Source organism: Rhizobium sp. IBUN (assembly GCF_000510625.1).
Taxonomy (GTDB): Bacteria; Pseudomonadota; Alphaproteobacteria; order Rhizobiales; family Rhizobiaceae; genus Rhizobium; species Rhizobium altiplani.
Window position 1 is genome coordinate 1 of sequence record NZ_AZNV01000051.1, and the last position, 22,339, is coordinate 22,339.

Genomic DNA, 22,339 nt, shown 5'->3' on the forward strand with positions numbered 1-22,339 from the left:
GGTCGAAGACGGCCCTCCCCTGCCCTCTCTCGCCATCCATCTCGGCCGCACGAAAACATCCGGTGCCGACCAGGATGAGGTCGTCTATCTCACTGGCCGGCCGGTCGAAGCGTTGAACGCCTGGCTCGACGCCGCCAACATCGACAAGGGATCGATATTTCGGGCGATCGATCGCTGGGGCAATGTTTCGCGCCGTCCGCTCGATCCGAAGGCAGTCAACGATATCGTCAAGCAAAGGGTGGCGATGGCTGGGTTGGAGCCTCGGGATTTCTCCGCGCATGGGTTGCGGTCGGGGTATTTGACCTAAGCGGCCAATCGCGGCGTCCCTCTGCCCGAGGCAATGGAGCAGTCACGGCACCAGTCTCGTCGAGCTATTACGACAACGCGTCGCGGCGCAGCGGGCGCGTCGCCCGCCTGCTCTGGGATCACAACCAACACCAAGATGACGTTCGGTTGGGCGTCGAAGGACTCCCTGAACCAGTTGATCCGCCAGCTGCCAGCCTGCCTGTCGCTCGACGCGAGGGCGGACTCGTCCGGAGACGGCTCCGAAGCCTTAGCCTCCTTCCTTGCTTCGCCATTTGGCTTCAGCTGCTTCTGTCCTTGACCATCAATATATGATGCGCTGCAAGGTGCACCACGATCCTGTGGGTTGCCTGCCGCAACCCGTTGTAGCCTCCAACGAAGTCGACGATGCTGGCCCGGAATCAGAGGGGAACTCACAATGCAATCCGGCCTGGCGACGATTACAATTGCTGATGATGGCCATAGCGAACACGTCGCATTCGAGCTTTCAGGCCGCTCGGGACTTCTCTTTGCACACCAAGGGCTCCTGGTGCGGGCCAAGAATGCAAAGGCCGTGCGACTAGCATTTCTGACGGCAAGGTCCGAGCATTTGATCCGGATCGGAAATGTAGACGCGAGCTGCGCAAATTTCTCCATCCTCCAGGACCTCAATCCGTCCTGACAGCAATTGCGACGGGCAATTACTGCGAAGGTCGTCTTGAATCAAAGGCGCTGACGGTCCGCGCCTCGGAGCCCCCCAATCGCCATGGTCACGACAGTGCCGCACCGGTTTGTCGATCGAATCTCGGAACAACGACTTTTCACCTCCGTTTCAAAGTTAGTTGCAATTACGCAGGGGTTTTATGGAGGCAGTCATGCACCTGAAATTAGTCGCCACGTCGCTCCTGGCCATCGGACTTGCCAGTTCGGCCTTTGCACAGTCAAACCCGGCTCCGGCGGGCTCGACCATGGACAAGAACCATGGCGCCGCCACAACCACGACCAAACCCCTGAAGATGAAGAAGGTTGATAAGACGACCACCGGCAGCACGACCCAGAAAGTCAACAAGGAAAACTGCAAGTCGATCAAAGGAAAGAATTCGTTGCAGACCCAGGGCGGTAACAGCAACACAGAGAATACCGAAGACACTTGCGCGGACAATAACAACTGATCTGCCGGTCCGGCTTTTGGGATGGCGTAGTTTGAGACTTCGCCATCCCATGTCCTTCAATGCCCTCTTGTTGATCCGAGGCTCTGACGGACGACAGGTTTAGGGTTAGCGGCGGAGATCCCTCCGCAGGCATTGTCGATCGCATGGGCGCCACGCCGATTTGCTCTAAACAATTATCGGTGGACAACACCGATTTCTTGAAGTGTGCGGCCGCGAATCTTTTGACAGCCGTGCAAACACCAAAAATATCTCGCAAAATCAGCATGTTGATTCGCTTTTAGCGGCTCTGCGGTACGCACTTCGCCATTGGAAGGCGTTTCTGCCGGAGAACCGGGCATATTAAGCCTTTGTTAACTAAAAACTTCTTGCGCCATTCAGAGAATCGCATCTAAATCACGCTTAAGATGCAAATCGCTTGAGAAAAGCGTTATTCCGGAAAATGGCAAGATATGAACATGGCACCAGTCTTCATCGAAGACCTTGAGTTTGACAAGGAAATCCTTGAACAAGGCGAACTCATCTCCGACAAGCTGAACATGCTTCGGCTGGAACAGTACCCACCGAACGCTATGAAGGGCCTCAGGCACTTCTCGTTGGCCGAGGTTGCCGAGTACCTCGGCGTCACCCAGAACCATATCAAGAAGCTCCATCTCGAAGGCAAGGGCCCTGCGCCTCAGCTGTCGGGCTCTGGCCGTCGCTCGTACACCGCCGAGCAGATGATGGAACTGCGTCGTTATCTCGACAAGCATGGCCGATCGGATTTCAAGAAGTATGTGCCGCATCGCCGCAATGGCGAGGAACTGCAGGTCATCTCCGTCGTCAACTTCAAGGGCGGTTCCGGCAAGACGACGTCCGCGGCCCACCTCGCGCAATATCTCGCGCTAACCGGCCACCGCGTGCTTGCCGTCGATCTCGATCCTCAGGCATCGTTCACGTCGCTCCATGGCATCCAACCCGAGCTCGACCGCAATCCATCCTTCTACGAGGCTCTCCGCTACGATAGCGAGCGCAAGTCGATCAAGGAGCTGATTCGGCCCACGAACTTCCCGGGCCTCGACATCGTTCCAGCAAATCTCGAACTGCAGGAATACGAGTATGAGACGCCTCTTGCCGCCTCATCCAAGAACCAGCAAGAAGGCAAGCTATTCTTCACCCGCATTTCGCAGGCCCTCAAGGAAGTCGACGCTGACTACGATGTCGTCATCATCGACTGCCCGCCGCAGCTCGGCTATCTCACGTTGACGGCGCTCAGCGCTTCGACGGCGGTTCTTATCACCGTCCATCCGCAGATGCTCGACGTCATGTCAATGAGCCAGTTCCTGTTGATGCTTGGCGGCATCCTTGAATCGATCAAGGGGGCAGGGGCCTCGGTCAAGCTGAAATGGTTCCGTTACCTGGTAACGCGTTATGAGCCGATGGACCAGCCGCAGGCGCAGATGGTCGGTTTTCTCCAGGCGCTGTTTAACAAGCGCATGTTGAAGAACCAGATGCTGAAGTCCACCGCGATCTCGGATGCCGGCATCACCAAGCAAACCTTGTACGAAATTGAGAAGTCGCAGTTTACCCGCTCCACCTATGAACGAGCGGTAGAGAGCCTGAATGCGGTCAATGGAGAGATTGTTTCCTTGATCCACGGCGCGTGGGGACGGAAGTGACGTTTTTGACAGCCGTGCAAAGGATCAAAAAGTCGATTGCTTTCAGGGAGATGAATACCAAAGGCGGAGATGGAAATGGCTAGAAAGAACCTCTTTGCGAGCGTAACGGCGACGCTGGGCGACGATGTCGACCGCGCCGCCGTCACTGCGTCTGAAGCACGCGCCTCCTATACGCGGCGAGGGGCGTCACGCTCGATGATCCAGTCCCTTGACGAGCTTGCCGAGACCTCCATGCGGGTGCTTGACGGCGAGACCGTCATATCGCTTGATCCAGGCGATCTCGATGGTTCTTTCGTTGCCGATCGGATTGGCGACGACGACGAGGCATATACCAGTCTTCGGGAGGCCATTCGCCTATCAGGCCAATCCACCCCAATCCTCGTGCGGCCGCATCCAACCGATGACGGCCGATACATGATTGTGTTCGGCCATCGCCGTGCGCGTGCCGCACGCGAGCTTGGTTTGAAGGTCCGTGCCGTCGTCAAGCCGCTTGCCGATATCGAGCACGTCATCGCCCAAGGCCAGGAAAACACCGCCCGCGCCGATCTGACCTTTATCGAGAAGGCGATCTTTGCCAGCAAGCTGCAGCGAAGCGGAATGTCCCGCGACGTGCTTAAGTCAGCGCTTACCGTCGATGACAGTCTTTTGTCGCGCATGCTTTCCGTTGCAGAAGTCGTTCCTGACAGCGTGCTGGACGCTCTGGGGGCTGCCAAGGGCGTCGGCCGAGATCGGTGGGAGGAATTGAAGAAACTCGTCCTCAATCCGTCTGTGGCCCAGCGAGCATGCCAGACGGTGAACGAGGACGGCTTTGCCGCCCTCACGAGCGACGACGCGAGATTTCTTTATCTTCTCACGGCCCTGAAGAGCTCGAGCAAGTCAGTTCGTCCGTCCAAGCAGAAGCCCGCCGTTTCGGCCTGGGCTCCGGAAGATCAGTCCGTCAGCGTGACGGCAAAACCCAAGGCCAACGGCCTTGTGATGGAGTTTGGAAATCCGAAGGGCAAATCCTTCGGCCTGTGGCTCTCCAGCAATATGGACAGCCTCTTCGAGCAGTATTCAAGATCAACCGAAAAACAGCAAACGGGAGACTGAACAGCAAAAGAAAAAGGCCCCCTCAACGTTGCCGCCGCGGAAGCCTTCCTCTGAACTAGACACTTAGAGAATCGCATTTCCTCGAATCGCAGTCAAGAGTCTTGGCACCGTTTTGGTGAGCAATTTTCTTTTGCCTTCTGAAAGGTGAAGGAAAATGCACGGTGAACACATAACGACGCCCTTTGGGCGGCGGCCGATGACGCTTGCGCTCGTGAAACGCCAGAAAATCGTTTCCGAAATCAGGCAAGGAAAATCAGCAAACAAGTGGAAGATCTTCCGCGACGTCTCCGAGGCCAAGGTGATGCTTGACCTCAAGGACCGAAGTCTGGCCGTCCTCGATGCCCTCTTGAGTTTCTACCCGGAAAATGAGCTAAGGCAGGACGCACAACTTGTCGTCTTCCCTTCGAATGCGCAGCTTTCGCTTCGCGCCCATGGTATCGCCGGAGCAACGCTTCGAAGGCATCTCGCTTTCCTCGTCGAGGCAGGTCTCATCCTGCGCAAGGACAGTGCGAACGGCAAGCGCTACGCCCACCGGGGCAGGGGAGGGGAGATCGAGAGTGCCTTCGGGTTCGATCTGTCACCGCTGCTTGCACGCGCAGACGAGCTTGCAGCGTTTGCCAATCAGGTTGTCGCAGAACGAACAGCGATCCGCAGAGCCCGGGAGAAGCTTACAATCTGCCGGCGCGATGTTCGCAAGCTCATCGCCATGGCCGGCCAGGAAGGTGTCAGTGGCGATTGGGACAGCATTAGCGAAGCATGCACCGCCCTGATGAAACCACTGAACCACTCGGCCAGCCTTGAGACCATCAATCGCGCTCTGAACGATATGGGCCTTCTGTTGTCCGAAGTCATCAATATCCTGAAATTCCACTCAGATTCCGATAATCCAAGCACCAATGATGCTCACAGTGAGCACCACACACAGAGTTCTTACACTGAATCTCATATTGAATCCGAACGTGACCGCAAAACTCTCGCTTGCGAACCAGACGCCCATCACGGATCTGAGCAAAGCCGCACCGAGACCGTGCCACTGAGCATGGTTCTCAGGGCGTGCACAGACATAGGCGCCTACGGACCAGGAGGAACCATTGCCACCTGGCGGGACCTGATGGCCGCATCGGTCGTCGTCAGATCGATGCTCGGCGTCAGCTCCGCCACCTTTGAGGATGCCTGCCATGTGATGGGACCGGAAAACACTGCCATCACTCTCGCCTGTATCCTTGAGCGCGCTCGCCATATCAACTCGGCCGGCGGTTATCTGAAGGATTTAACCCGACGCGCTCGCCAGAAAGCATTTTCGCCCACGCCGATGCTGATGGCCCTGTTGCGCGCGAATTTAGGAGAGGGCCGCGCTCGCACGATCACTTAGAAACCTGGCCATTTCGGTGCCTATTGCGTCGAGACAAATCATCATCAGGAACCACGAATGACGTCCAAAAGGCAGCGCTTTTGCTCTTTTGCCGAAGTCATCAACGTATACCTGGGGTTTGGCCACCAACCAGCAACGGAAAAGAATGCTTGGTTTACTTCCGCAATCAGCGCGACCTCTTGGAATGTCAAGGATGTTAGACCCGACCAGAAAATGCTCACGACCACGTCACGCCAGTCCAGAACCGCCCACCAAGTGTGGCTTTTACTTCCCGATTTCAATTGGAGCGCTAAGCTGAAAATCAGACGCGTGAATTTTACCTAACGATCTCGCAACCCCGATAAGGGTGGGGCCTTCAAAGCTCCGACGCCCTGGTGAGATTGATCCGGAAGCGATCGTGGCGGCGCTGATATTTGCGGGTCATTTCCGCACTGGCATGGCCGAGTTACTTCTGGACGCAACGCTCGTCTACTTCGGCCGAGGACGCGAGGCCGGCACGCAGCGAATGGCCGAGAATTTCTCGGCCGGATCACCCTCGCTCAGATCTCCGCGAACACCGGCGGCAAGTGTCGCCTTCTTGACGAGACGTGCCACCTCCCGGTCATTCAATCGGTCCGGCCCAACGTCCTTGCTCTAGCCCCGGACCCGACGGAAGAGCGGACCTCTGGCGATCCGGGCGAACTTGATCCAGGTCGCGACGGCAACGACCGGGCAGTTCGTGTCGGACGAGCCGTGGCCGATCTCGACCTCTCGCCAGCCGGTCTTCCCGCGCAGGGTGACGAGCAGGCCCTTGTCGAGGATCTCGATCCAGCCGCGGCCGTCTCCGTATGGTCGCGACCAAGGTCCAGTCCGACGATCTCCGAGCGGCGCAGGCCGCCGGCAAAGCTGATGAGCAGCATGGCGCGATCGTGCAAGCCCCGCAATGTAGCGCGGTTTCGAGGGTGTCGAGCAAGTCTTCCGGAAGCACGGCTTCCTTCTGCCGGGGAGGGGCAGCATGGGTGTTGCGGTTGCCGGCCATGACCGTGGCGATGGCGCGGTCTCTGCGATCAAGTTTTCTCGCCCCCACGCTCCCACGCTGGGCGTAGTTCCAGGACAGCGAAGAGAGACGGCGTTCGATTGTTGTGACCGAGTTGGGCTTGCGGTCGGCCGTTGTGGCGCCTGACGCGCAGGCGGTTATGTAGAGGCCGACGACCTGGGGGTCGGGGGGAGGGGAGTGCAGTGCCACCAGGATTCGCGTCGACCGTTACACCACCCGGGTGGGAGAGATAGACTTTTTGCGGGTTCCGAGCCCGTCGCTGAGCCGCTCACGCCGGTGTCTCCCAGGGATTGATCACAGATGCGTCCGTGTCTTCAAAATCCTTGACGTTGCACGTGACGAGGATCAGGTCGTGGACGATGGCGGTCGCGGCGATCAACCCGTCAATATCGCCACGCGGCCGGATCGCGGCGATGCGGCCCCATTCGACGGCGATCTGGTCGGTCACCGGCAGGATGCGGTCGCCATGGTCGTGGCGCAGCTTGCGCAGCCATTCGGCGAGGTGAGCGGCGGCCTTCGGATCCGACTTCTGTTTCAGCGCAATGCCGCGCATGATTTCGCCGAGGGTCAGCGCGCTCAGATGGATGCTAAGCGGGTCTACCGAGCGCAGCCAAGCAACCGCCTGCGGCGTGCCGCGTCGCGCCTCCGAAACGATGTTGGTGTCAACCAGATACATCAGAAGGCCACGTCGCGGCTTGGCGTCTTGGCGCGCGCCTCGACAGCATCGGCGAGCTCATCGTCCCAAGCGGGACCGCCAAGCAGATCGTCGACCAGCGTCGGTCGGCCGGCGCGCAGAGCGTCATAGTCGTGGGCGGACAGCACCACGGCAGTGCGCTCTCCACGAAGCGTGACGATCTGCGGCCCCTCGTGTCGTGCCTTCTGCACCACTTTCGAGAAATGGTTCTTGGCATCCTGCAGTTGCCATTCCATTGCTTTGCTCCAAACTAGCTAGACTGTCTAGCCATATATACCTGTTTTCCGGCGGGTGAAAGCGCAAATTTCCACCGATCGATGGCGATTTCGGCCTGATTCGGTGGCCTCTCTAAAGAAGAAAGAAACATCCGATAAGGTTTAGGGTTTCGGGTGCCGTCATCTGCCGGTGGGCCGCTGATGGCAGCGGCGCTTGTCGGTCCCAGCAAGCCGAGAGTGGTGTTTGCAGGTGTGATTGCCGAGATTTTCGTGGTGATTGAGAGCACGTTTGCCCCGCTGATAAGCCGTCGCCATTGGGACTGGCGCAGGCCCTCCCGTTGACCGGCTCTGCTTTGAGCAGACCATATGAATGGATCTGCCATGCCGAGTCATGACGCACTCTCCCGGTTGGTTGTCGGTTGACGAAAGCGCTCGATAAAGCTGGTTGGCAGAATCTGCCACTCGATTGGCATACCCTGTCACTGCAAACCCTGCAGCCAATCAATACCTTTTCCGCGCCCTCGGGGATGATCGATCCGTTTTGGATCGGTGACATCGAGGCTTTGTCGAACAGCTTTGGAAGCGGCAGCAGGTTGGTAGCGGCACACTCATTCGAACCGCATTCCGTTTTCGCCACATTCGCAGGAGGCGGGATGCAGAGCGATAGCTTGGTTTTCTTTCGGGCTTGGGTCGCGCGACCGTTTCAGATAGCCGCCATCGTACCGTCAGGACGAGCGCTTGCCGAGATCATTACGCGGGAGATCACACCACAAACGGGGCATGTCATCGAACTCGGGCCGGGTACCGGCGTGTTTACGACCAAGATGATCGAACGCGGCGTCAGGCCCCAACACCTCACTTTGGTCGAGTACAGTCAAGAGTTTGTTGAACGCCTCAAGGGCCGCTTTCCAGGTGCCCGGGTACTGTCGATGGACGCTGCACGTCTGCAAGATCTTAAATTTCCACCAGAGACGTCGGTGGGCGCCGTCGTTAGCGGCCTTCCGCTACTGACCATGCCGGCAGGCAAGGTGATGGAGATCCTCGAAGGAGCTTTCCGGCACCTGCGGCCCGGCGGCGCATTCTACCAGTTCACTTATATGAGCAAGTGTCCTGTCCCCCGGTCAGTTCTTGATCATCTTGATCTGAACGCAACGCAGGTGGACCGAACCTTTCGGAACCTCCCACCGGCCGCGGTCTATCGGATTACCACCCGCCGGCCTGGTAAATAGCTCATTGGCGGACTGCGCAACTGGATTGACGTGCTCGGTCACTGCTGAGTGCCCGGCAGGCCATTAATCTTCCTCGCGTCCGACGACAACAACATCGGACTGCCCCAGGCCGATGCAAATCGGCCGGTACTGTGGTCGCGACAGAGATGGCCGTCGGAACGAAGGTCCTCGTCTTTCCTGCGCGGATGCATCAACATCGATTTATTGAAAAGGTTTCACCTTATGAACGTGTCAAAGGTCTCAAGGCGATCTGCCATATTCCTGGCAGTGGCAACAATCGGACTGGCCGCGGTGCCGGTGGCCCATGCGCAGCAGGCTTCTCCGGCCGACGCTATCGTCGGAACATGGCAGGCCGACGACGGCAGCGTAAAACTGGATATGTTTAAGGAAGGAACGGAGTTCCGGGCGCGCCTGCTTTATGGCAATCAATTGATGGAAGCAGACAACGTCACTTTCAAGAAGGACGCCAAAAACCCTGATCCGGCCTTGCGCTCCAGTTCCATGAAGAATGTCATCTTCATCACCGGTCTTCGTTGGAATGATGGGAGCTGGACCGGCGGCGCGCTCTACGATGGCTCCTCGGGCCGCACCTATAATTGCCAGATTACCATGCAGGGCGGCAAAATGACTCTCCGCGGTTATATCGGTATCTCCGCACTCGGACAAACGCGGGCCTTCCACCGCGTGGGCGGCTGACTCTGTGATTGCGGACATGAGCTCAGCCGACGGGTTTCCAACATAAGTAGCGCCCCCGCACATGTTGGGAACTCGCCGGTTCGGCGTCGGGCGGATGCCACATGAGGCGGCACCCGCCCGATTTGTTGAGTATAACCGACCTGCCTTCCTGGGATGAGACGGAACCGCTGCTGGCTTGTCTCTCGACTAAGAATGGCGCTGTTCCTCCGAACGGCAATTTTCTTGGCGCCATCGATGCCATTGGCGCAATATGCAACAGTGATGGCATGTTCCGTCAATGACCTAATGCTGGCGAGGCCCTATCTGTGATTTCACGAACAGAGAGGCAAACATGATCGACAACCGCAAGAAAACAGCACTTGTAACCGGTGCATCCTCCGGCATCGGCAAGGAAATTGCCAAGCGCCTCATCGCCGACGGCTTCAGGGTCTACGTGGCCGCACGAAGCGTCGACAAGATGACAGATCTGGAGAAAATCGGCGCGCGTGCCTTGCAGATGGATATTTCCGACGACAACGAGATCCAGGCTGCCGTCAGCACAATTTTGACGGAAATTGGCGGTGTCGATGTCCTGGTCAACAATGCCGGTTTCGGCCTTTACGGGCCAGTCGAGGACATTCTGCTCGACGAGGCTAGATACCAGTTCGAGGTCAACGTCTTCGGCCCGGCTCGCCTGACCCAGCTTCTCTTGCCGGCGATGCGCCAAAGGGGGGCGGGCACCATTGTCAACATCACCTCGATGGGCGGCAAGATCTATACGCTGCTCGGCGCCTGGTATCATGCCACCAAGCATGCCCTCGAAGGATGGTCGGACAGCCTGCGGCTGGAACTGGCACCCTTCGGCATCAATGTGGTGATCGTGGAGCCGGGTCTGATCGAGACCGGCTTCGGCGATGTGGTTGCCGACGGCCTGGTCAAGCGCTCGGGCGCCGGCGCCTATGCCAAGGTCTCGCAGGCCGTCGCCAAGACCACCAAGGCGACTTATCGTCATGGTCGCGGCACTGATCCGAAGGTGATCGCTGATGTCGTCTCCACGGCCGTCAGCGAAAGAAGGCCACGTACGCGCTATGTTGCCGGCAAGTACGCGAAACCGATGATCGCTATCCGCAAATGGCTTGGTGACCGTATGTTCGATCATATCATCATGAGCCAGATGCGATAGAATTTCGGGCAATCGAACCCGGCATCCTTTATGAGTACTGCGAAAAGGCCAACCCGCATGACGGCAATACCGGCGGATAAATGCAAGGTTCCCCTGGCGTTCTGGCGTGCGGTCGAAAGGATCGGCCTGCCGCCATCCGCGGTTCTGCGTCAGGCCCGGCTTCCCGCCACGCTGCACCTTAGCGAAAATGGCATGGTGACGACGGCGCAGTATTTCTCGATTTTCCGGGCGCTCGAGGAACTGGCGCCAGAGCCTGCCCTTGGGCTTCGGCTGGTCCGCGAAGCCGATACAACCGTCCATCCACCGTCCACCCTGGCGGCCTTTCATTCCAGGGATTATCGCGATGGTCTCTACCGTGTCGCGCGCTTTAAACGGCTCTGCACCCCCGAGCAGTTAAGTTTTAACGAAGAGAAAGGCGAAGTCTCGATCACCAGCGACTGGATATACGCCAGCGAGCCGGAACCGGGTATCGCCACCGACGTCGCCTTTGCTTTCTTGGTTGAACTCGGCCGTCGCGGGACCGGGCGGCCGCTAGCGCCTCTTCGCGTCGAGTTCATGAGTGCGGGGCCGAAGAGCGATCTCCATCAGGCCTTCTTCGGATGTCCGATCAAGTACGGTGCTACCCGAAACAAACTTGTTCTGAAATCCTCCGATCTCGACCGGCCGTTTCCGGGGCACAACCCCGAACTCCTGGATATTCTGACGCCTGCGCTTGCCGCTGCTATGGGTGAACTGCAGGCCCGCAGTTCCATCGGCGACCAGGTCAAGGTCGTGCTGAAACGAAGCCTGGCAAGTGGACGGCCCGAGCTGTCGCAGGTCGCCCAGGACCTCAACACACTCCAGCGCCGCATCACCGACGAGGGCAAGACATTCCGTGAGCTGCTGTCGGAAGCGCGCCAGGACCTCGGACGCCAGCTCCTGTCCAATCCGGCCACCGACATTGACGAGGTTGCATGTCTGCTGGGCTATCAGGACCGCAGCTCCTTCTATCGTGCGTTTCGCGACTGGGAAGGGCTGACACCGCTGCAATGGCGCGAATTGAACGGGCGGGACGCGCCAGCGATCCTTTCATTGCATTGATACAGACGGAAGTGGACACGCTCCACTCCTCGCAGGGAACGGCGAAACCATCCTCCAGTATTGAACAGTAAAAACCTTTTGGCGCTTCCCGCAATCCGATCGGCGCCGTCGGTGACTGCGCCGGCACGCCCTCGCTGGTACTAAAAAATGCCGGGGGCATCTGAAGCAAGCAATCAATTCAAGGGGATCAGAATGTCTGGCAAAGTGTGGTTCATCACCGGCGCCTCCCGCGGTTTCGGTCGCATCTGGGCGGAAGCTGCCTCAACCGCGGCGACAAAGTCGCTGCCACGGCACGCTCGCTCGAAAGTATCGCCGATCTCGCCATTCGGTATGGCGACGCGGTTCTGCCGCTCGCCCTAGATGTAACCGACTCCGATCAGGTTCGCAGCGCGATTGACCGCGCGGATGGCCATTTCGGCAGATTGGACATCGTCTTGAACAATGCCGGCTATGCGCTTGTGGGTGCAGTCGAGGAAACGGCGGAAGCCGACATCAAGGCGGAATTTGAAACCAGCTTCTTCGGCACGCTACGCGTGATCCAGGCAGCTCTGCCATTGCTGCGCAAGCAGGGGAGCGGCCATATCATCGGCGTTTCCAGTGTGGCAGGCCTCGTCGCAAGCCCGATCATCGGATTCTATCACGCCTCTAAATGGGCGTTCGAGGCGATGCAGTTGCCCCTGCAGGAGAATCCCCGGGCTCTCGATCTAGACTCAAAACGCCGGGTTATGCACACTTCTATGTTCGCTCACCGAAACTGCTGCCACCGATTTTGCCCCCCGGCACGCCAGGCGATCGACATCTTTGGTCGATCTTGCGGACCACCGGCCGCGGTCGCGGTTTGCGCTCAGTCAGGCTTGAAGCCTATCACCATCGAGTCCGGCCCCAGCAACGGCTCGACGCGCGTGGCCACGAAACCGGCGTCGCGCATCCAGGCCTGGCAGTCGCCGCCGGTGTAGTCGAACCCGCCGGGGGTCTCGATCAGCATGTTCAGGCTCATCAGCAGGCCGAAAGCGTTCAAGCGGCGCTCGTCATCGATGACGGCATCGTAGACGATCACGGCCCCGCCGTTCGGCAGCGCGGCAAAGGCCTTTTCCAAGAGCATCCTCTTCTCGGCAAGATCCCAGTCGTGCAGGATGTGCCCCATCAAGATCACATCCGCATTCGGCATCGGGCCGTCAAAGAAGTTGCCGCTTTGGAAGCGGATGCGGTCAGCGAGACCCTGTCGGGCGACGAACTCGTCGAATACCGGCTGCACGGCTGGCAGGTCGAAGCCGATGGCCTGAAGATGCGGATGCGCTTGCGCGATCACCACCGGCACCATGCCCTGAGCCGCGCCCACATCGACGAAGGTCGTGTATTTCGACCAGTCGAACCGGGCGGCGATCGCCTGCGCCGCACCGGCGCTGATCCCGCTCATCGCTTCGAGGAACCCGCGCAGCCGCGCCGGCTCGGCATAGATCGCGGCGAAGAAGTCTTCGCTATGCTTGGCTTCATTCTGCGGCTCTCCGGTGCGCAGGGCTTCGGTCAGCGAGCCCCAGAAACCGTAGAGCCGGGTATTGGCCATTTCGAGGATGCCGCCAATATAGGAGGGCTTGCCTTTGTCGAGGAAGAGGTCTGTATCAGGGGCGTTGCGATAGCGGCCGTCCTCGCGTTCGAGCAGCTTCAGGGCCACCAGGGTGTCGAAGAAGTCTCTGGCCGCGCGGGGATGCAGTTGCAGCCTGGCCTGCAGGTCGCTGAGGTTGGCCGGGCCGGCCGCGAGCGCGGTGAAGACGCCGAGCTCGACCGCGCTGAGCATGGCCTTGGAGGCCGAGAACCCCATGCCGAGCTGCATGATGTTGTCCGGCGTCGTTTCGCCCATCGTACCTCTCCTCCTGATCGTATCATCGAACAGCATCTGGGATTGGTGCGGGAAACCGAAGCGGTCCGGCCTGGCATGCCGAGGCCCGTCTCGTCGAGGCACCCTGTAAGGGAAAATAAAGCGTTTTGCGATGTCCTGCAATTAATCAAGAAGCACTACGTGAGCAGGCGAAAGCTCATGCATCCGACGAGCCGTGCCTCGACCACTTGCCGCCGTGTCTGTCATGTAGCCGCAGTTGCAAACATGTTTCCCTCCGATTAGTTCGGGGGCAGTACATCCCTACAATCACCGTCGTCTCCAACGACAACGCGCTGCCACCGATTTTGCCCCCGCTTACTCATCAAGGTCAGGTTCGATGCTGCAAGAGCGGAGCTTCACGATACAGTGGCTAAGTTGGCCGCCTGGCAAGCAAACCGGCACGGATACGGTCTACCTTCGAGGGGAGAAGGGCAGCGATGTCGGCGTCAGGGTCGAGCTGCAAATCGGATCGTTTGATACGCTGATAGCGTGCCTGGGCGGACAGACGATCTGCAGTGGAGACAGGTTCGATCGGCTTGCCCTGGAGATCAAAACGCATTGAGTCCGGTTGCGCAGTCGCAAAGAAATATCGCTTCGAGTGGATGTAGGCTCCGGTCGCTTTCCTAAGCGTCGTTACTGAGATGTCCGGCTTCAATAGTGGACGAACTTCGTTCCAGAGACCGACTGCAAACGGTTTGATCGGATCGCCGATCGCCGCAGGCAAAACATCAATGGGCTGGCGCAGCAGCGCGTTGATGTCCCCCGCCTTGGCAAGATCGGACTCGTTGGCCTCAATCGGCCCACGACTGTAAGTCCACGGCTTGGTCATCGAATGTCACCTCTGGCTTCGTCCTAGTGGGCGATCGTGAAGCGAGTTTGACAAACGAGACCGCTTCACGGCTTCAGTTGGGAATGGATCAAGGCGCAGTCAAGTTCGATGCGGTGGAAGCAAGGCAAGGCATTTCAGTGTCCAGTCAAACCTCGGTGCCCGCCCCGCCAATCGGCCTTTGGAAGTCAATTCGTTCCCAGGCCAATGACGCCGGCATGGCGCGACTGAGGCCCAAGGACTGGGACCTCTCGGTCCAGTTCCAACAGCAGCCTGAAGCAGACGATGGCATCATCCGGGCGGTAGGGTTTTTTCAGGAAACGACAGCGGCGAGGAAGGCTCGATTGCCTGAGGCTGACGATCCCTGATGTGATGACGATCGCAATGTCCGGCCAGTCGCGGTGAATTTGAACCGCCAAGGCGACACCGTCCACATTGCCAGGAATGTTTATCGCCGTGAACACCAGGGCGATATCACCGTGGCGATCGAGACATCGCAATGCCCCGTCACCAGTTTCAGCTTCAATCGCGCGAAAGCCCGCGGCCCTGATAGCTGCAACCATCGAAGCGCGCAGGATTGCGTCGGCCTCTACGACGAGAATCCTATGCGAATCTTCTTTCCCGGTTGCTGACTGCTGCAAGGCCACCTCCTTGTCCGGAGCTGGATTTAAACACGATTGATGCATTGCAACAATATGCTGCCGCACTTTGCAAAGTCAGTCGGTCGTTGGAGCGCGATCGGCTTGCGGAGGCTTCGTCCCGCCACCGAACGCGTTTTCGAGATGATAGTCTCGTCTTCAGGCCGACGCTGGGCATCGCGCAGGATATGGATCTAGTCCTTTCCTGTATGCCGCGACACCTACGTATCATTGGCGTCTATTGGGCACTCGGGCAGGCTATCCCGGCTACGTTGATCGGCGATGCATCCGCGATCTGATCGAGATACACCTGACGCCGCAGCGTGGCGGGAGATGAGCCACGTTTGTCGGTTCTTTCCCGCTCGACGGGGCAACGCAAGGTGTCCGGTCTGGCCGGAAGTGAAATTGTTGCCGCGCGCCCGTAATCGCATCCACGGCAGATTGTGGCGGCAACTCCATTCCAGTCGTGTCATGTGGACCAGCCGCTACCAGACGATCCTCAACCCAACCCGCCCGGAAACGGCGCTGAAGTCTTCGCCCCCAAGGTTGAAATAATAGGATGCATTGGCGTAGGCCCGCACATTCTCGGAGAGATCCGCCGTTATACCTCCGCCAAGTTCCAGCATTGTCGCCTTGCGAGTGGCGTCGACCGGGAATGTGTTGAAAGTCACGACATCGGTCGTTTCGAACTCGTGCCAGAGGTTGGCCAGCAAGAACGGCGAGAGCGGTTTGCCTTCGTACTCGTAGTTGCCTTGCAGGCGCACGCCGAGCCGTCCGGTAAAGGCGTCGTTGTCGTCATAGCTGATTGTGCCGCCCGGATCGTGGGCCTCGTCGAAATTCAGGTACTGCCAGATGATTTGCGCTTGCGGCTCGATATCCCAATGATCGGTTGCTCTGAACCTGGTCCCTGTCTCCAGTGACGCCGTCACTGCATCGCCGTTGAAGCTGCTGTCATATGCGCCTATCGAGTGGGTGTCGGTGTCCAGCCATGAATTCATCAGGACGCCGTCGATGTAGCTACCATTGTCCCAGGTTCGGGTCCAATAAGCGGCAATGCTGTAGCTGTCGATCGAAAGATCGCCGACGTGGATGCTGTTGAGATTAAGCGCGTCCGCCGTGATGTCGCCCCACGCACGAGAATAGCCGGCAAAGACGCCGAACGTATCAAGCACGCCCTTGCCCTCGCGCTCGTAGAACGGCGCCCCAATTTCGAAGCCAAAGGCCTGCCCATCGTACTTTTCGTCGAGTAGGCGGGTTAGATCCTGATCGTAGCTCTCGCCAAAGACGCGCGTCCAGACTGCGTTGCCAGCCTGCTCACGGGCCATCCAATCCTGCTCGCCGTGGCGCTCGTGGAAGGTGCCGAGCGTCGTCCTGAGTAGGCCGCGTGACACTGCCGGAACGACCGTCATGATCGGAACCTCGGGTCGGATCGTCGGGCCGGGATCGAAGGTTCCCGGATCGCCGCCGTCTCCGTCAAGTTCATCGCCATCGTCACCGTCACCGCCGCCGCCATTGTCGCCACCGCCGTTGTCGCCACCACCGCCTTCGTCACCCGACTCGTTGCGCAGATACCAGTTGTTTACCGTGCCCGGCACGGACGAGCCCTTGTACAGCAGATACTCGTAGATCCCCGCGCTGACGCGGCGACTTAGAAAGAATGATCCGTTCGCGGTCGTGGCTCCATTGACCGCCTCGACAACCAAGATCCCCTGATCCGTCTCGTCACCGGCGCCGCCGACATTCGTTTCGACAATACCAGTCGATCCAGACGCCGTTCCTGAATCGATCACGAGCTTGTCCGCCGCCGAGCTGTCGTTGCCGAGCGCACTCTGGAGCCACAACTGACCAGAATTGCCGACGTAGTTGCCGACAATCTTGAGCGTGTCTGAGGTGGAGTTCGAACCGGTTGTGAGGTCGATCACACCGGCGTTGGTTACAGTCACACGTCCGCCTGCGGTCGCTGGCGAAATCGTGGACTGGAAGCCGCTGCCGTTCAGCACGCTGGTCGAGTCGATCCTCAGTGCGCCGCTGCCGGTACCGCTATCACCGAGGACAAGATTGTTGTTCATCTTGAGGGTCGAGCCCTGCTCGAGCGAGATCAGTTCCCAGTTGATCAATCGATTCGGGTTGCTCCCCTGAGTGTTCTGCCAGGTCAGCGTGTCGTTGCCTTGGCCGCCGTTGATCTGGATCGTTTTGAGCTGCGTGTCGGTCAATCCCTGGAATAGAGCCACATCGTTCGCGTCGCCCATGTCGATGCCGCCAATCAGGCCGCCGGACCATAGCATCGAATCATCGTTGGCTCCCGCATTGAGAAAGCCCGTGACTTCGCCGCCCGACAACTCGAAGCGGTCTGTGCCTGCGGATTGGTTGACCGATGTGTTCACCCGGCCGCCCAGCATTTGAAAAAGATCATTCCCGGCGCCTTGATCGACGGTGCCGTTGATTTGCCCCGGATCGTAATTGACGATGGTATCGTTACCGGTGCCGAGCAGCGTATTGCTCTGGATTGTGCCGTGGTTGTCGATGCGAGTTTGGCTTGCGCCATTGATGAAGACGCCATTGTTGATGAAGGATCCTGCATTGTTCAGGATCGTCGTCGTGCCGTCGCCGTTGACCGTGATGCCCGGGTTCAATGTGCCGTTGTTGGTGATCGTGTTGTTGCTGTTGCCGGTGAACGAAAAGACCGAGTTGATGGAGGCGTTGGCGTTGTTGGTCACCGAGTAGGTGCCATTGCCGGTAATCACCAGACCGCTATTGATGTTGCCGGAATTTACGAAGGTGATGAAACCGTTGTTGTTGAGCGTGACGCTCTGCAGGTTTCCCGCGGTGGTCACGCCAAGAGTGCCGATATTGGAAAGGGTGAGCGGACCGTTGAAGTTGGTACCGGAGAGGATATCGACCGTGAGCGTGCCGAGGCTGGCGGTGCTGCTGTAGCCGGACGGATTGCCCGTGCAGGTCACCGTCTGACCGGACGTGGGGCTTGCCGGATCGCAATCCGCGAACGCCGGCAGAGTGATGAAGAAGCTAAGGATGCCGACTAGGGGAGGAAGAGATTGTTTGCGGGGAGAAGGAAACGATGTGCGACGGTACTTCGTTGATCCATTCCATTTCGTCATACTGCGCTTCTCCGGCGTACGCGTTAAGGGATCCCCAGCAGTGGCTTCATCATTGTACAGCTCGACCTGATTGTGAAGCTTGCAAATAACATTTGGAGCGAAGGCGTTTTGAGCCGTGTTTGACTGTGACCTTTCCACCTCAGTACGCGCCGCTCAGGCAGCGGTAACGTCGAACGTGGAATGACGGTTGAGGTCTGTCCCAAGAAAAGCAATGCAGGTTGCGTATGCTGCCAATGCCATCGCATCCGCAACCGGAAAATAGCTGAAGCGTTGCGCAACCGGTTGGTCAGTTCGCTGTGCGCCCAATACTGCGGTCAGACCGAGTCGCGCTGAGTACGAAGATTGGATATGACGCGCCGGTTTTGCACCTTGCAGGAGCGGCTCGTGCAGTCGCGGACTTCCCGATCGTTGCCGTAGCCCTTGGCCCATACGCGGCTGGCGTCCACGCCCTTCGAAACCAGATAGGCCATCACTGCATCGGCGCGTCGCTGTGAAAGTGTCGTCATTGCTGAACCAGATCCGGAATCGTCGGCAAATCCCTGCAGCTTGACCAGCCATTGCGGGTTGCTGTTGAGCCAGGTTGCCTGCTTATCCAACGTTGCCTTGGCGACGGTATCAAGCGTGGCGGAGTCCTGCGTAAAGTAGGTCCGTCGGCCGACATTCAGAATGAAGTCCTGTTCGCTTCCGGCCGCGACGTTCTCGAAGCCGGGCGCCGGATCGTTGGTCTGTCCGGTCATCGGCGCCACGGCAGGCTTCTCCACCTCGGCGATATCGGTGGTGCTGCACGCGACAAGCGTCAAGAGCATGGCCGCAGCGACGAGAGGCCTAGAACATCCGATTAAAACAGACATCAGGGTGATATTCCTCATTCGACCGGAACCGCTTGGTTCGTCTGCGCGGCATTTTGAGCTTGATCGGCAATGTGGGGCAGGACTTGTACCGCGGTGCCGATGGGGCAGCGCTGATAAAGATCGATTGCATCTTCGTTGAACATGCGAATGCAGCCGCTGGAGGCATCCTTGCCGATACTGCCTGGCTCCAGAGTACCGTGGAAACGATAGCCGGTATCGACGCCGTCGCGAAGCAAATACATCGCGCGCGGCCCAAGTGGGTTCTTCGGTGAACCACCATCTACCGACTCGGGCAGCTCGGGGTGACGTTGACGCATCTCCGGCGGCGGCGTCCAGCGCGGCCAAAGCGCCTTCTGGTCGATCGTGGCGCGGCCATACCATTTGAAGCCCTCGCGGCCGACACCGACGCCATAGCGAATGGCCGTCTTGTTCTCCATGATCAGGTAGAGAAAATGATGCGTCGTATCGACAACAACCGTACCAATCGGCTCGCTGCTGAAATATTTGACAACCTGACGGTGCCACTTCCTGTCGATCTTGGAAAAGTTCGTGCTTCGGAACGTCACACCGTTGTCGATACTGGTTCCGGAAAAATAGGAAGCGGTCGCAGCTAAAGTCGGCTTCTCGACCGTCGCCAAGGTTCCGACCGAAGCCAAACCGCCAAGCAAAATATCCCTGCGTGTCCACCTCATCGGCATCCCCCCGAAAGCCAAGCAGCGAGGCGCTCATGTAAAACAGATTTTTCGTGGCCGACAAGAATAAAAATGCATTGTTCTGCATCCTCGGTGGATGCGGCTGCCGCCCTGTCCCAGTCGCATGCCGGACCTATCCTTGCCGAAGCACCCGTGAAGAACCGCTTCGACGTCAGGAATTGCGGGTCGCTCGACGGTTCGTATTTTCCGGACAAGACTGCAGCACCGTCAATCCGCACGGTGACGTCGAAGCTACCCCTGCCGTCGAAGACCACCGTCACCGCGAGATCGTACGTCGTTCCGTCACGTTTCAGCGTCTGCCCGTCGTAGATTGCGTTGCGCAGTCCCCAATTCTCTAAGCAGCCGGCCATCCCCTTTCCGCGGGTGTAGTCACTGTCGAACCGAAGCGTGTTGCCGCCGGTCCAGCGCAGGCTCATTGGCGGCGAGCAGCCCATCCGTCCGTCATGGACCTGGAAAAGGATGAAGTCGTTGTCCCCAGACGTCTTCATCGACATCCTCGTCTCGAATACGTAAGTGATCCTGCTGGTCACCGAGATGTTTGTGGAGTTCAACTCCGCCCGCTGGTGGAATATCCCGCCGCTGCAATGGTTCGAGCTGTTGTGAAAGACGTAGGTGTCCTTGACATGTTTGATGGCGCCGGCATCTGCGCCGCAGGACGTCTGCCAGCCCAGAAAAACTGGTCGACCCTCCGCCGCCTTGCCGATGCTCGATTGAGTGCCAATAGTTGCAATGGCAACCGCAGTAAACGCCGCTACTGCTCGCTTCACGGTGGTCTCCATCGCGATCGGCTCAGAAAAGATCAACCTTTTCTACCACTCGGCGCCCCGGACCGGAAGGTGCCGGGCGCAGGCAATACAGAGGGCGTTGCTCACCGTCAGTATATTTGAACCGCGACCAAGTCCCGCGCGCCAATCCCGACAGACGAACGGAAATCAATGGCTTGCCGCCGTCGGATCCGCATTCGGAACCACAACTGATAGAGGCATCGTAGTTTACGGTATCATACCGGAAATGGCTTGTATCTTCCTGCGATGTTCGCTCACGTGGATCTATATGGAAACGTGAGTCCGGCAGCTACGGCGTGATTGCGATGGGGAAGACGAATCAGTAGATTGGCATTTGGCGTCCCTCGCGGGCAACGTTGACACTTACCCATGCTGACGGAACGCCCCGGGGGACACATGATGCGACGAGCTAAATACAGTGCCGTGCATGCGCCGATCTACTCTCTCCTCGCATTGTGTCTGCCGGCCGGGATCGCGCTAGGGCAGGAGGTCGCGAAACCGGCTCAGAAAACCTCTGAGACGAGTAAGGCGGAGGAGCGTTGGATCCCGAAACTGCGGCTCGGAGATGACAGCGCCTACCTGGAATTTTACGGCCAGATCAACAAAGGCTTGCTGGTTTACGACGACGGCGGTTCGACTGACAACTACTTCCCCGTCGACAATGGCAACTCTTCGACACGCGCCGGCTTTCGCTTTTACTCCAAGATGGAGAACAACTGGTCGGTGGGCGGAAATCTCGAATGGGAATGGACGCCCTATTCGACAACGAACGTCAATCAGCTCAACAAGGGCGACTACGATTGGGAGGCACAGCTTCTGCGAAAAGCAGAAGTCTATATGGAGTCGAAGAACTACGGGAAGTTCTGGTTCGGCCAGGGTAGCATGGCATCCGATAGCAGCGCCGAAGTCGATTTGTCCGGCACCTCCGTTGTCGGCTATTCGCTTATCTCGGACATGGCCGGCGGACCGTTCCTCAGATTTGATGATGGAACGCTCTCTTCAATACGCGTCAAGGACGCTTTCACAAACTACGATGGTCTCGGCCGAAAATTGCGATTCCGCTACGACACCCCCTCCTTCGGCGGATTCAGCGTGTCGTCGTCCTTCGGGACGCAAGTTGTACCTGAGCCGACTGACGTCGCCGTGTGGGACATTGCGTTGCGATACGACCAAACGCTCGGGGACGTCAAAATCGGCGGCGCACTGGCGTTTTCGAGGCCGGGCGATGGCAATTCGATCTACGACGCCTCGGTTTCACTGTTACATCAGCCAACGGGCCTGAGCCTTACCCTTGCAGCCGGCTACTCGGACAAGGAGTCCATCGATGGACACTACGGCTATGCCAAGGTTGGTTACCAGACGGATATCTTTGAAGTCGGCAAGACAGCCTTCTCCGTCGACGCCTATTTTGGTCGGGACATCAAGGGCAAGGGAACGGATAGCGATTCCTACGGTGTGCAAGTCGTACAGAATCTCGATTATTGGCAGACCGAGCTTTTTGTCGGCGCACGCACATATTCGTACGACGACGACGTCGCAAGTGTCCAAGACAGTTATGCTGTGCTCGCAGGCGCCAGACTGAAATTTTAGCGATATCGCACGCTCGCCGTTCGAGCGCGCAGCCCCTTCAACGAGGGCCTGGCTTGTAGCGGCTAAGAACTGCGCGGTTGGATCCAGCGGTCTGCTCATTGACGCTGTTCGAAACGCTATGATGTTATGCAAGGATCCGGTGGCTGAATGTCATCAAGCGCAACATGCCCAGACGAGTTGCGCTCGATGTCCGGTAGCCGCGATCGATAGGCGCGACTTACGGATCCCACGTCAGCAAAAACGCGTCAGATCCGAGGGTTGA

The 22,339-nt window shown here is 58.5% G+C and carries 20 protein-coding genes and 3 pseudogenes; 12 read left to right on the top strand and 11 right to left on the bottom strand.

The genetic code is table 11. The features are described 5' to 3' along the window. From RHIBUN_RS34245 to repC, 5 genes and pseudogenes are all read left to right on the top strand, one after another. A pseudogene (locus RHIBUN_RS34245) lies at positions 1–420 on the top strand (tyrosine-type recombinase/integrase); the annotation flags it as partial. Positions 421–1,157: 737 nt separating this feature from the next. Beyond that, the gene (locus RHIBUN_RS0128915; protein WP_025662276.1) at positions 1,158–1,454 is read left to right on the top strand and encodes a hypothetical protein; all 297 of its coding nucleotides are present in this window, start codon (positions 1,158–1,160) and stop codon (positions 1,452–1,454) included. 449 nt (positions 1,455–1,903) lie between these two features. Then, a complete protein-coding gene (gene repA, locus RHIBUN_RS0128920; protein WP_025662277.1) occupies positions 1,904–3,109 on the top strand; it encodes a plasmid partitioning protein RepA in 1,206 nt (401 codons plus the stop codon). A gap of 75 nt (positions 3,110–3,184) precedes the next feature. Beyond that, complete coding sequence (repB, locus tag RHIBUN_RS0128925) at positions 3,185–4,198, top strand: plasmid partitioning protein RepB (RefSeq protein WP_025662278.1); 1,014 nt, start codon at positions 3,185–3,187, stop codon at positions 4,196–4,198. A 154-nt stretch (positions 4,199–4,352) separates the two neighbouring features. Next, positions 4,353–5,570: a plasmid replication protein RepC gene (gene repC / locus RHIBUN_RS0128930; RefSeq protein WP_025662279.1), complete on the top strand. Its 1,218-nt coding sequence runs from the start codon at positions 4,353–4,355 to the stop codon at positions 5,568–5,570. 355 nt (positions 5,571–5,925) lie between these two features. Here the strand turns inward: repC and RHIBUN_RS34250 are convergent. The 3 genes and pseudogenes from RHIBUN_RS34250 to RHIBUN_RS0128955 form a co-directional block, all read right to left on the bottom strand. Beyond that, positions 5,926–6,777 (bottom strand): annotated as a pseudogene (locus RHIBUN_RS34250) (tyrosine-type recombinase/integrase); the annotation flags it as partial. Positions 6,778–6,874: 97 nt separating this feature from the next. Beyond that, positions 6,875–7,282 (bottom strand): type II toxin-antitoxin system VapC family toxin, encoded by a 408-nt coding sequence (locus RHIBUN_RS0128950; RefSeq protein WP_025662282.1) that lies wholly within the window; start codon positions 7,280–7,282, stop codon positions 6,875–6,877. Then, positions 7,282–7,536: a type II toxin-antitoxin system Phd/YefM family antitoxin gene (locus RHIBUN_RS0128955; RefSeq protein WP_018859803.1), complete on the bottom strand. Its 255-nt coding sequence runs from the start codon at positions 7,534–7,536 to the stop codon at positions 7,282–7,284. Before RHIBUN_RS0128955 ends, RHIBUN_RS0128950 begins: the two co-directional genes overlap by 1 nt. A 398-nt stretch (positions 7,537–7,934) precedes the next feature. Here RHIBUN_RS0128955 and RHIBUN_RS0128960 point away from each other — a divergent pair, with 398 nt between their 5' ends. From RHIBUN_RS0128960 to RHIBUN_RS35900, 6 genes are all read left to right on the top strand, one after another. After that, positions 7,935–8,744 carry a methyltransferase domain-containing protein gene (locus RHIBUN_RS0128960; RefSeq protein ID WP_245271750.1) on the top strand — a complete coding sequence of 270 codons (810 nt, stop codon included), beginning with the start codon at positions 7,935–7,937 and terminating at the stop codon, positions 8,742–8,744. 222 nt (positions 8,745–8,966) lie between these two features. After that, positions 8,967–9,440 carry a DUF2147 domain-containing protein gene (locus RHIBUN_RS0128965; protein ID WP_025662284.1) on the top strand — a complete coding sequence of 158 codons (474 nt, stop codon included), beginning with the start codon at positions 8,967–8,969 and terminating at the stop codon, positions 9,438–9,440. Between the two features lie 331 nt (positions 9,441–9,771). Further along, positions 9,772–10,602: an oxidoreductase gene (locus tag RHIBUN_RS0128970; protein WP_025662285.1), complete on the top strand. Its 831-nt coding sequence runs from the start codon at positions 9,772–9,774 to the stop codon at positions 10,600–10,602. A 57-nt stretch (positions 10,603–10,659) separates the two neighbouring features. Then, positions 10,660–11,682, top strand: coding sequence for an AraC family transcriptional regulator (locus RHIBUN_RS0128975; RefSeq protein ID WP_025662286.1), 1,023 nt, complete (start codon positions 10,660–10,662; stop codon positions 11,680–11,682). A gap of 192 nt (positions 11,683–11,874) precedes the next feature. Continuing rightward, entirely contained in the window at positions 11,875–12,042 is a 168-nt protein-coding gene (locus RHIBUN_RS37660) for a hypothetical protein (protein WP_245271754.1), read from the top strand. Continuing rightward, a complete protein-coding gene (locus tag RHIBUN_RS35900) occupies positions 11,991–12,638 on the top strand; it encodes an SDR family NAD(P)-dependent oxidoreductase (protein ID WP_245271753.1) in 648 nt (215 codons plus the stop codon). The genes RHIBUN_RS37660 and RHIBUN_RS35900 overlap by 52 nt, the downstream gene beginning before the upstream one ends. On the opposite strand, the gene RHIBUN_RS0128985 is transcribed toward RHIBUN_RS35900, so the two are convergent. The 8 genes and pseudogenes from RHIBUN_RS0128985 to RHIBUN_RS34260 form a co-directional block, all read right to left on the bottom strand. Further along, positions 12,527–13,540 (bottom strand): methyltransferase, encoded by a 1,014-nt coding sequence (locus tag RHIBUN_RS0128985; RefSeq protein ID WP_025662288.1) that lies wholly within the window; start codon positions 13,538–13,540, stop codon positions 12,527–12,529. The genes RHIBUN_RS35900 and RHIBUN_RS0128985 overlap by 112 nt on opposite strands. Before the next feature lie 168 nt (positions 13,541–13,708). Next, a pseudogene (locus RHIBUN_RS35905) lies at positions 13,709–13,795 on the bottom strand (GNAT family N-acetyltransferase); the annotation flags it as partial. A 133-nt stretch (positions 13,796–13,928) separates the two neighbouring features. Then, positions 13,929–14,387, bottom strand: coding sequence for a ProQ/FINO family protein (locus RHIBUN_RS0128990; RefSeq protein ID WP_025662289.1), 459 nt, complete (start codon positions 14,385–14,387; stop codon positions 13,929–13,931). 185 nt (positions 14,388–14,572) lie between these two features. Further along, positions 14,573–15,091, bottom strand: a complete 519-nt coding sequence (locus tag RHIBUN_RS0128995; RefSeq protein WP_245271751.1) for a response regulator — start codon at positions 15,089–15,091, stop codon at positions 14,573–14,575. Positions 15,092–15,507: 416 nt separating this feature from the next. Further along, on the bottom strand, positions 15,508–18,138 hold the full coding sequence (locus tag RHIBUN_RS0129000; RefSeq protein WP_025662291.1) for an autotransporter outer membrane beta-barrel domain-containing protein: 2,631 nt from the start codon (positions 18,136–18,138) through the stop codon (positions 15,508–15,510). 314 nt (positions 18,139–18,452) lie between these two features. After that, entirely contained in the window at positions 18,453–19,007 is a 555-nt protein-coding gene (locus RHIBUN_RS0129005) for an OmpA family protein (RefSeq protein ID WP_037217902.1), read from the bottom strand. Beyond that, positions 19,004–19,681 (bottom strand): L,D-transpeptidase, encoded by a 678-nt coding sequence (locus RHIBUN_RS0129010; protein ID WP_025662293.1) that lies wholly within the window; start codon positions 19,679–19,681, stop codon positions 19,004–19,006. The genes RHIBUN_RS0129005 and RHIBUN_RS0129010 overlap by 4 nt, the downstream gene beginning before the upstream one ends. Then, on the bottom strand, positions 19,678–20,469 hold the full coding sequence (locus tag RHIBUN_RS34260) for a hypothetical protein (protein WP_245271752.1): 792 nt from the start codon (positions 20,467–20,469) through the stop codon (positions 19,678–19,680). Before RHIBUN_RS34260 ends, RHIBUN_RS0129010 begins: the two co-directional genes overlap by 4 nt. Before the next feature lie 414 nt (positions 20,470–20,883). Between RHIBUN_RS34260 and RHIBUN_RS0129020 the strand changes: the two genes are divergently transcribed. Next, the gene (locus RHIBUN_RS0129020; RefSeq protein WP_025662294.1) at positions 20,884–22,077 is read left to right on the top strand and encodes a porin; all 1,194 of its coding nucleotides are present in this window, start codon (positions 20,884–20,886) and stop codon (positions 22,075–22,077) included. Positions 22,078–22,339 lie beyond the last annotated feature (262 nt).

Bases quoted from the DNA above. Each gene is read 5' to 3' on its own strand.
- RHIBUN_RS0128915 (WP_025662276.1), top strand. From the start codon at position 1,158: ATGCACCTGAAATTAGTCGCCACGTCGCTCCTGGCCATCGGACTTGCC.
- repA (WP_025662277.1), top strand. From the start codon at position 1,904: ATGAACATGGCACCAGTCTTCATCGAAGACCTTGAGTTTGACAAGGAA.
- repB (WP_025662278.1), top strand. From the start codon at position 3,185: ATGGCTAGAAAGAACCTCTTTGCGAGCGTAACGGCGACGCTGGGCGAC.
- repC (WP_025662279.1), top strand. From the start codon at position 4,353: ATGCACGGTGAACACATAACGACGCCCTTTGGGCGGCGGCCGATGACG.
- RHIBUN_RS0128950 (WP_025662282.1), bottom strand. From the start codon at position 7,282: ATGTATCTGGTTGACACCAACATCGTTTCGGAGGCGCGACGCGGCACG.
- RHIBUN_RS0128955 (WP_018859803.1), bottom strand. From the start codon at position 7,536: ATGGAATGGCAACTGCAGGATGCCAAGAACCATTTCTCGAAAGTGGTG.
- RHIBUN_RS0128965 (WP_025662284.1), top strand. From the start codon at position 8,967: ATGAACGTGTCAAAGGTCTCAAGGCGATCTGCCATATTCCTGGCAGTG.
- RHIBUN_RS0128970 (WP_025662285.1), top strand. From the start codon at position 9,772: ATGATCGACAACCGCAAGAAAACAGCACTTGTAACCGGTGCATCCTCC.
- RHIBUN_RS0128975 (WP_025662286.1), top strand. From the start codon at position 10,660: ATGACGGCAATACCGGCGGATAAATGCAAGGTTCCCCTGGCGTTCTGG.
- RHIBUN_RS37660 (WP_245271754.1), top strand. From the start codon at position 11,875: ATGTCTGGCAAAGTGTGGTTCATCACCGGCGCCTCCCGCGGTTTCGGT.
- RHIBUN_RS0128985 (WP_025662288.1), bottom strand. From the start codon at position 13,540: ATGGGCGAAACGACGCCGGACAACATCATGCAGCTCGGCATGGGGTTC.
- RHIBUN_RS0128990 (WP_025662289.1), bottom strand. From the start codon at position 14,387: ATGACCAAGCCGTGGACTTACAGTCGTGGGCCGATTGAGGCCAACGAG.
- RHIBUN_RS0129000 (WP_025662291.1), bottom strand. From the start codon at position 18,138: ATGACGAAATGGAATGGATCAACGAAGTACCGTCGCACATCGTTTCCT.
- RHIBUN_RS0129005 (WP_037217902.1), bottom strand. From the start codon at position 19,007: ATGAGGAATATCACCCTGATGTCTGTTTTAATCGGATGTTCTAGGCCT.
- RHIBUN_RS0129010 (WP_025662293.1), bottom strand. From the start codon at position 19,681: ATGAGGTGGACACGCAGGGATATTTTGCTTGGCGGTTTGGCTTCGGTC.
- RHIBUN_RS0129020 (WP_025662294.1), top strand. From the start codon at position 20,884: ATGATGCGACGAGCTAAATACAGTGCCGTGCATGCGCCGATCTACTCT.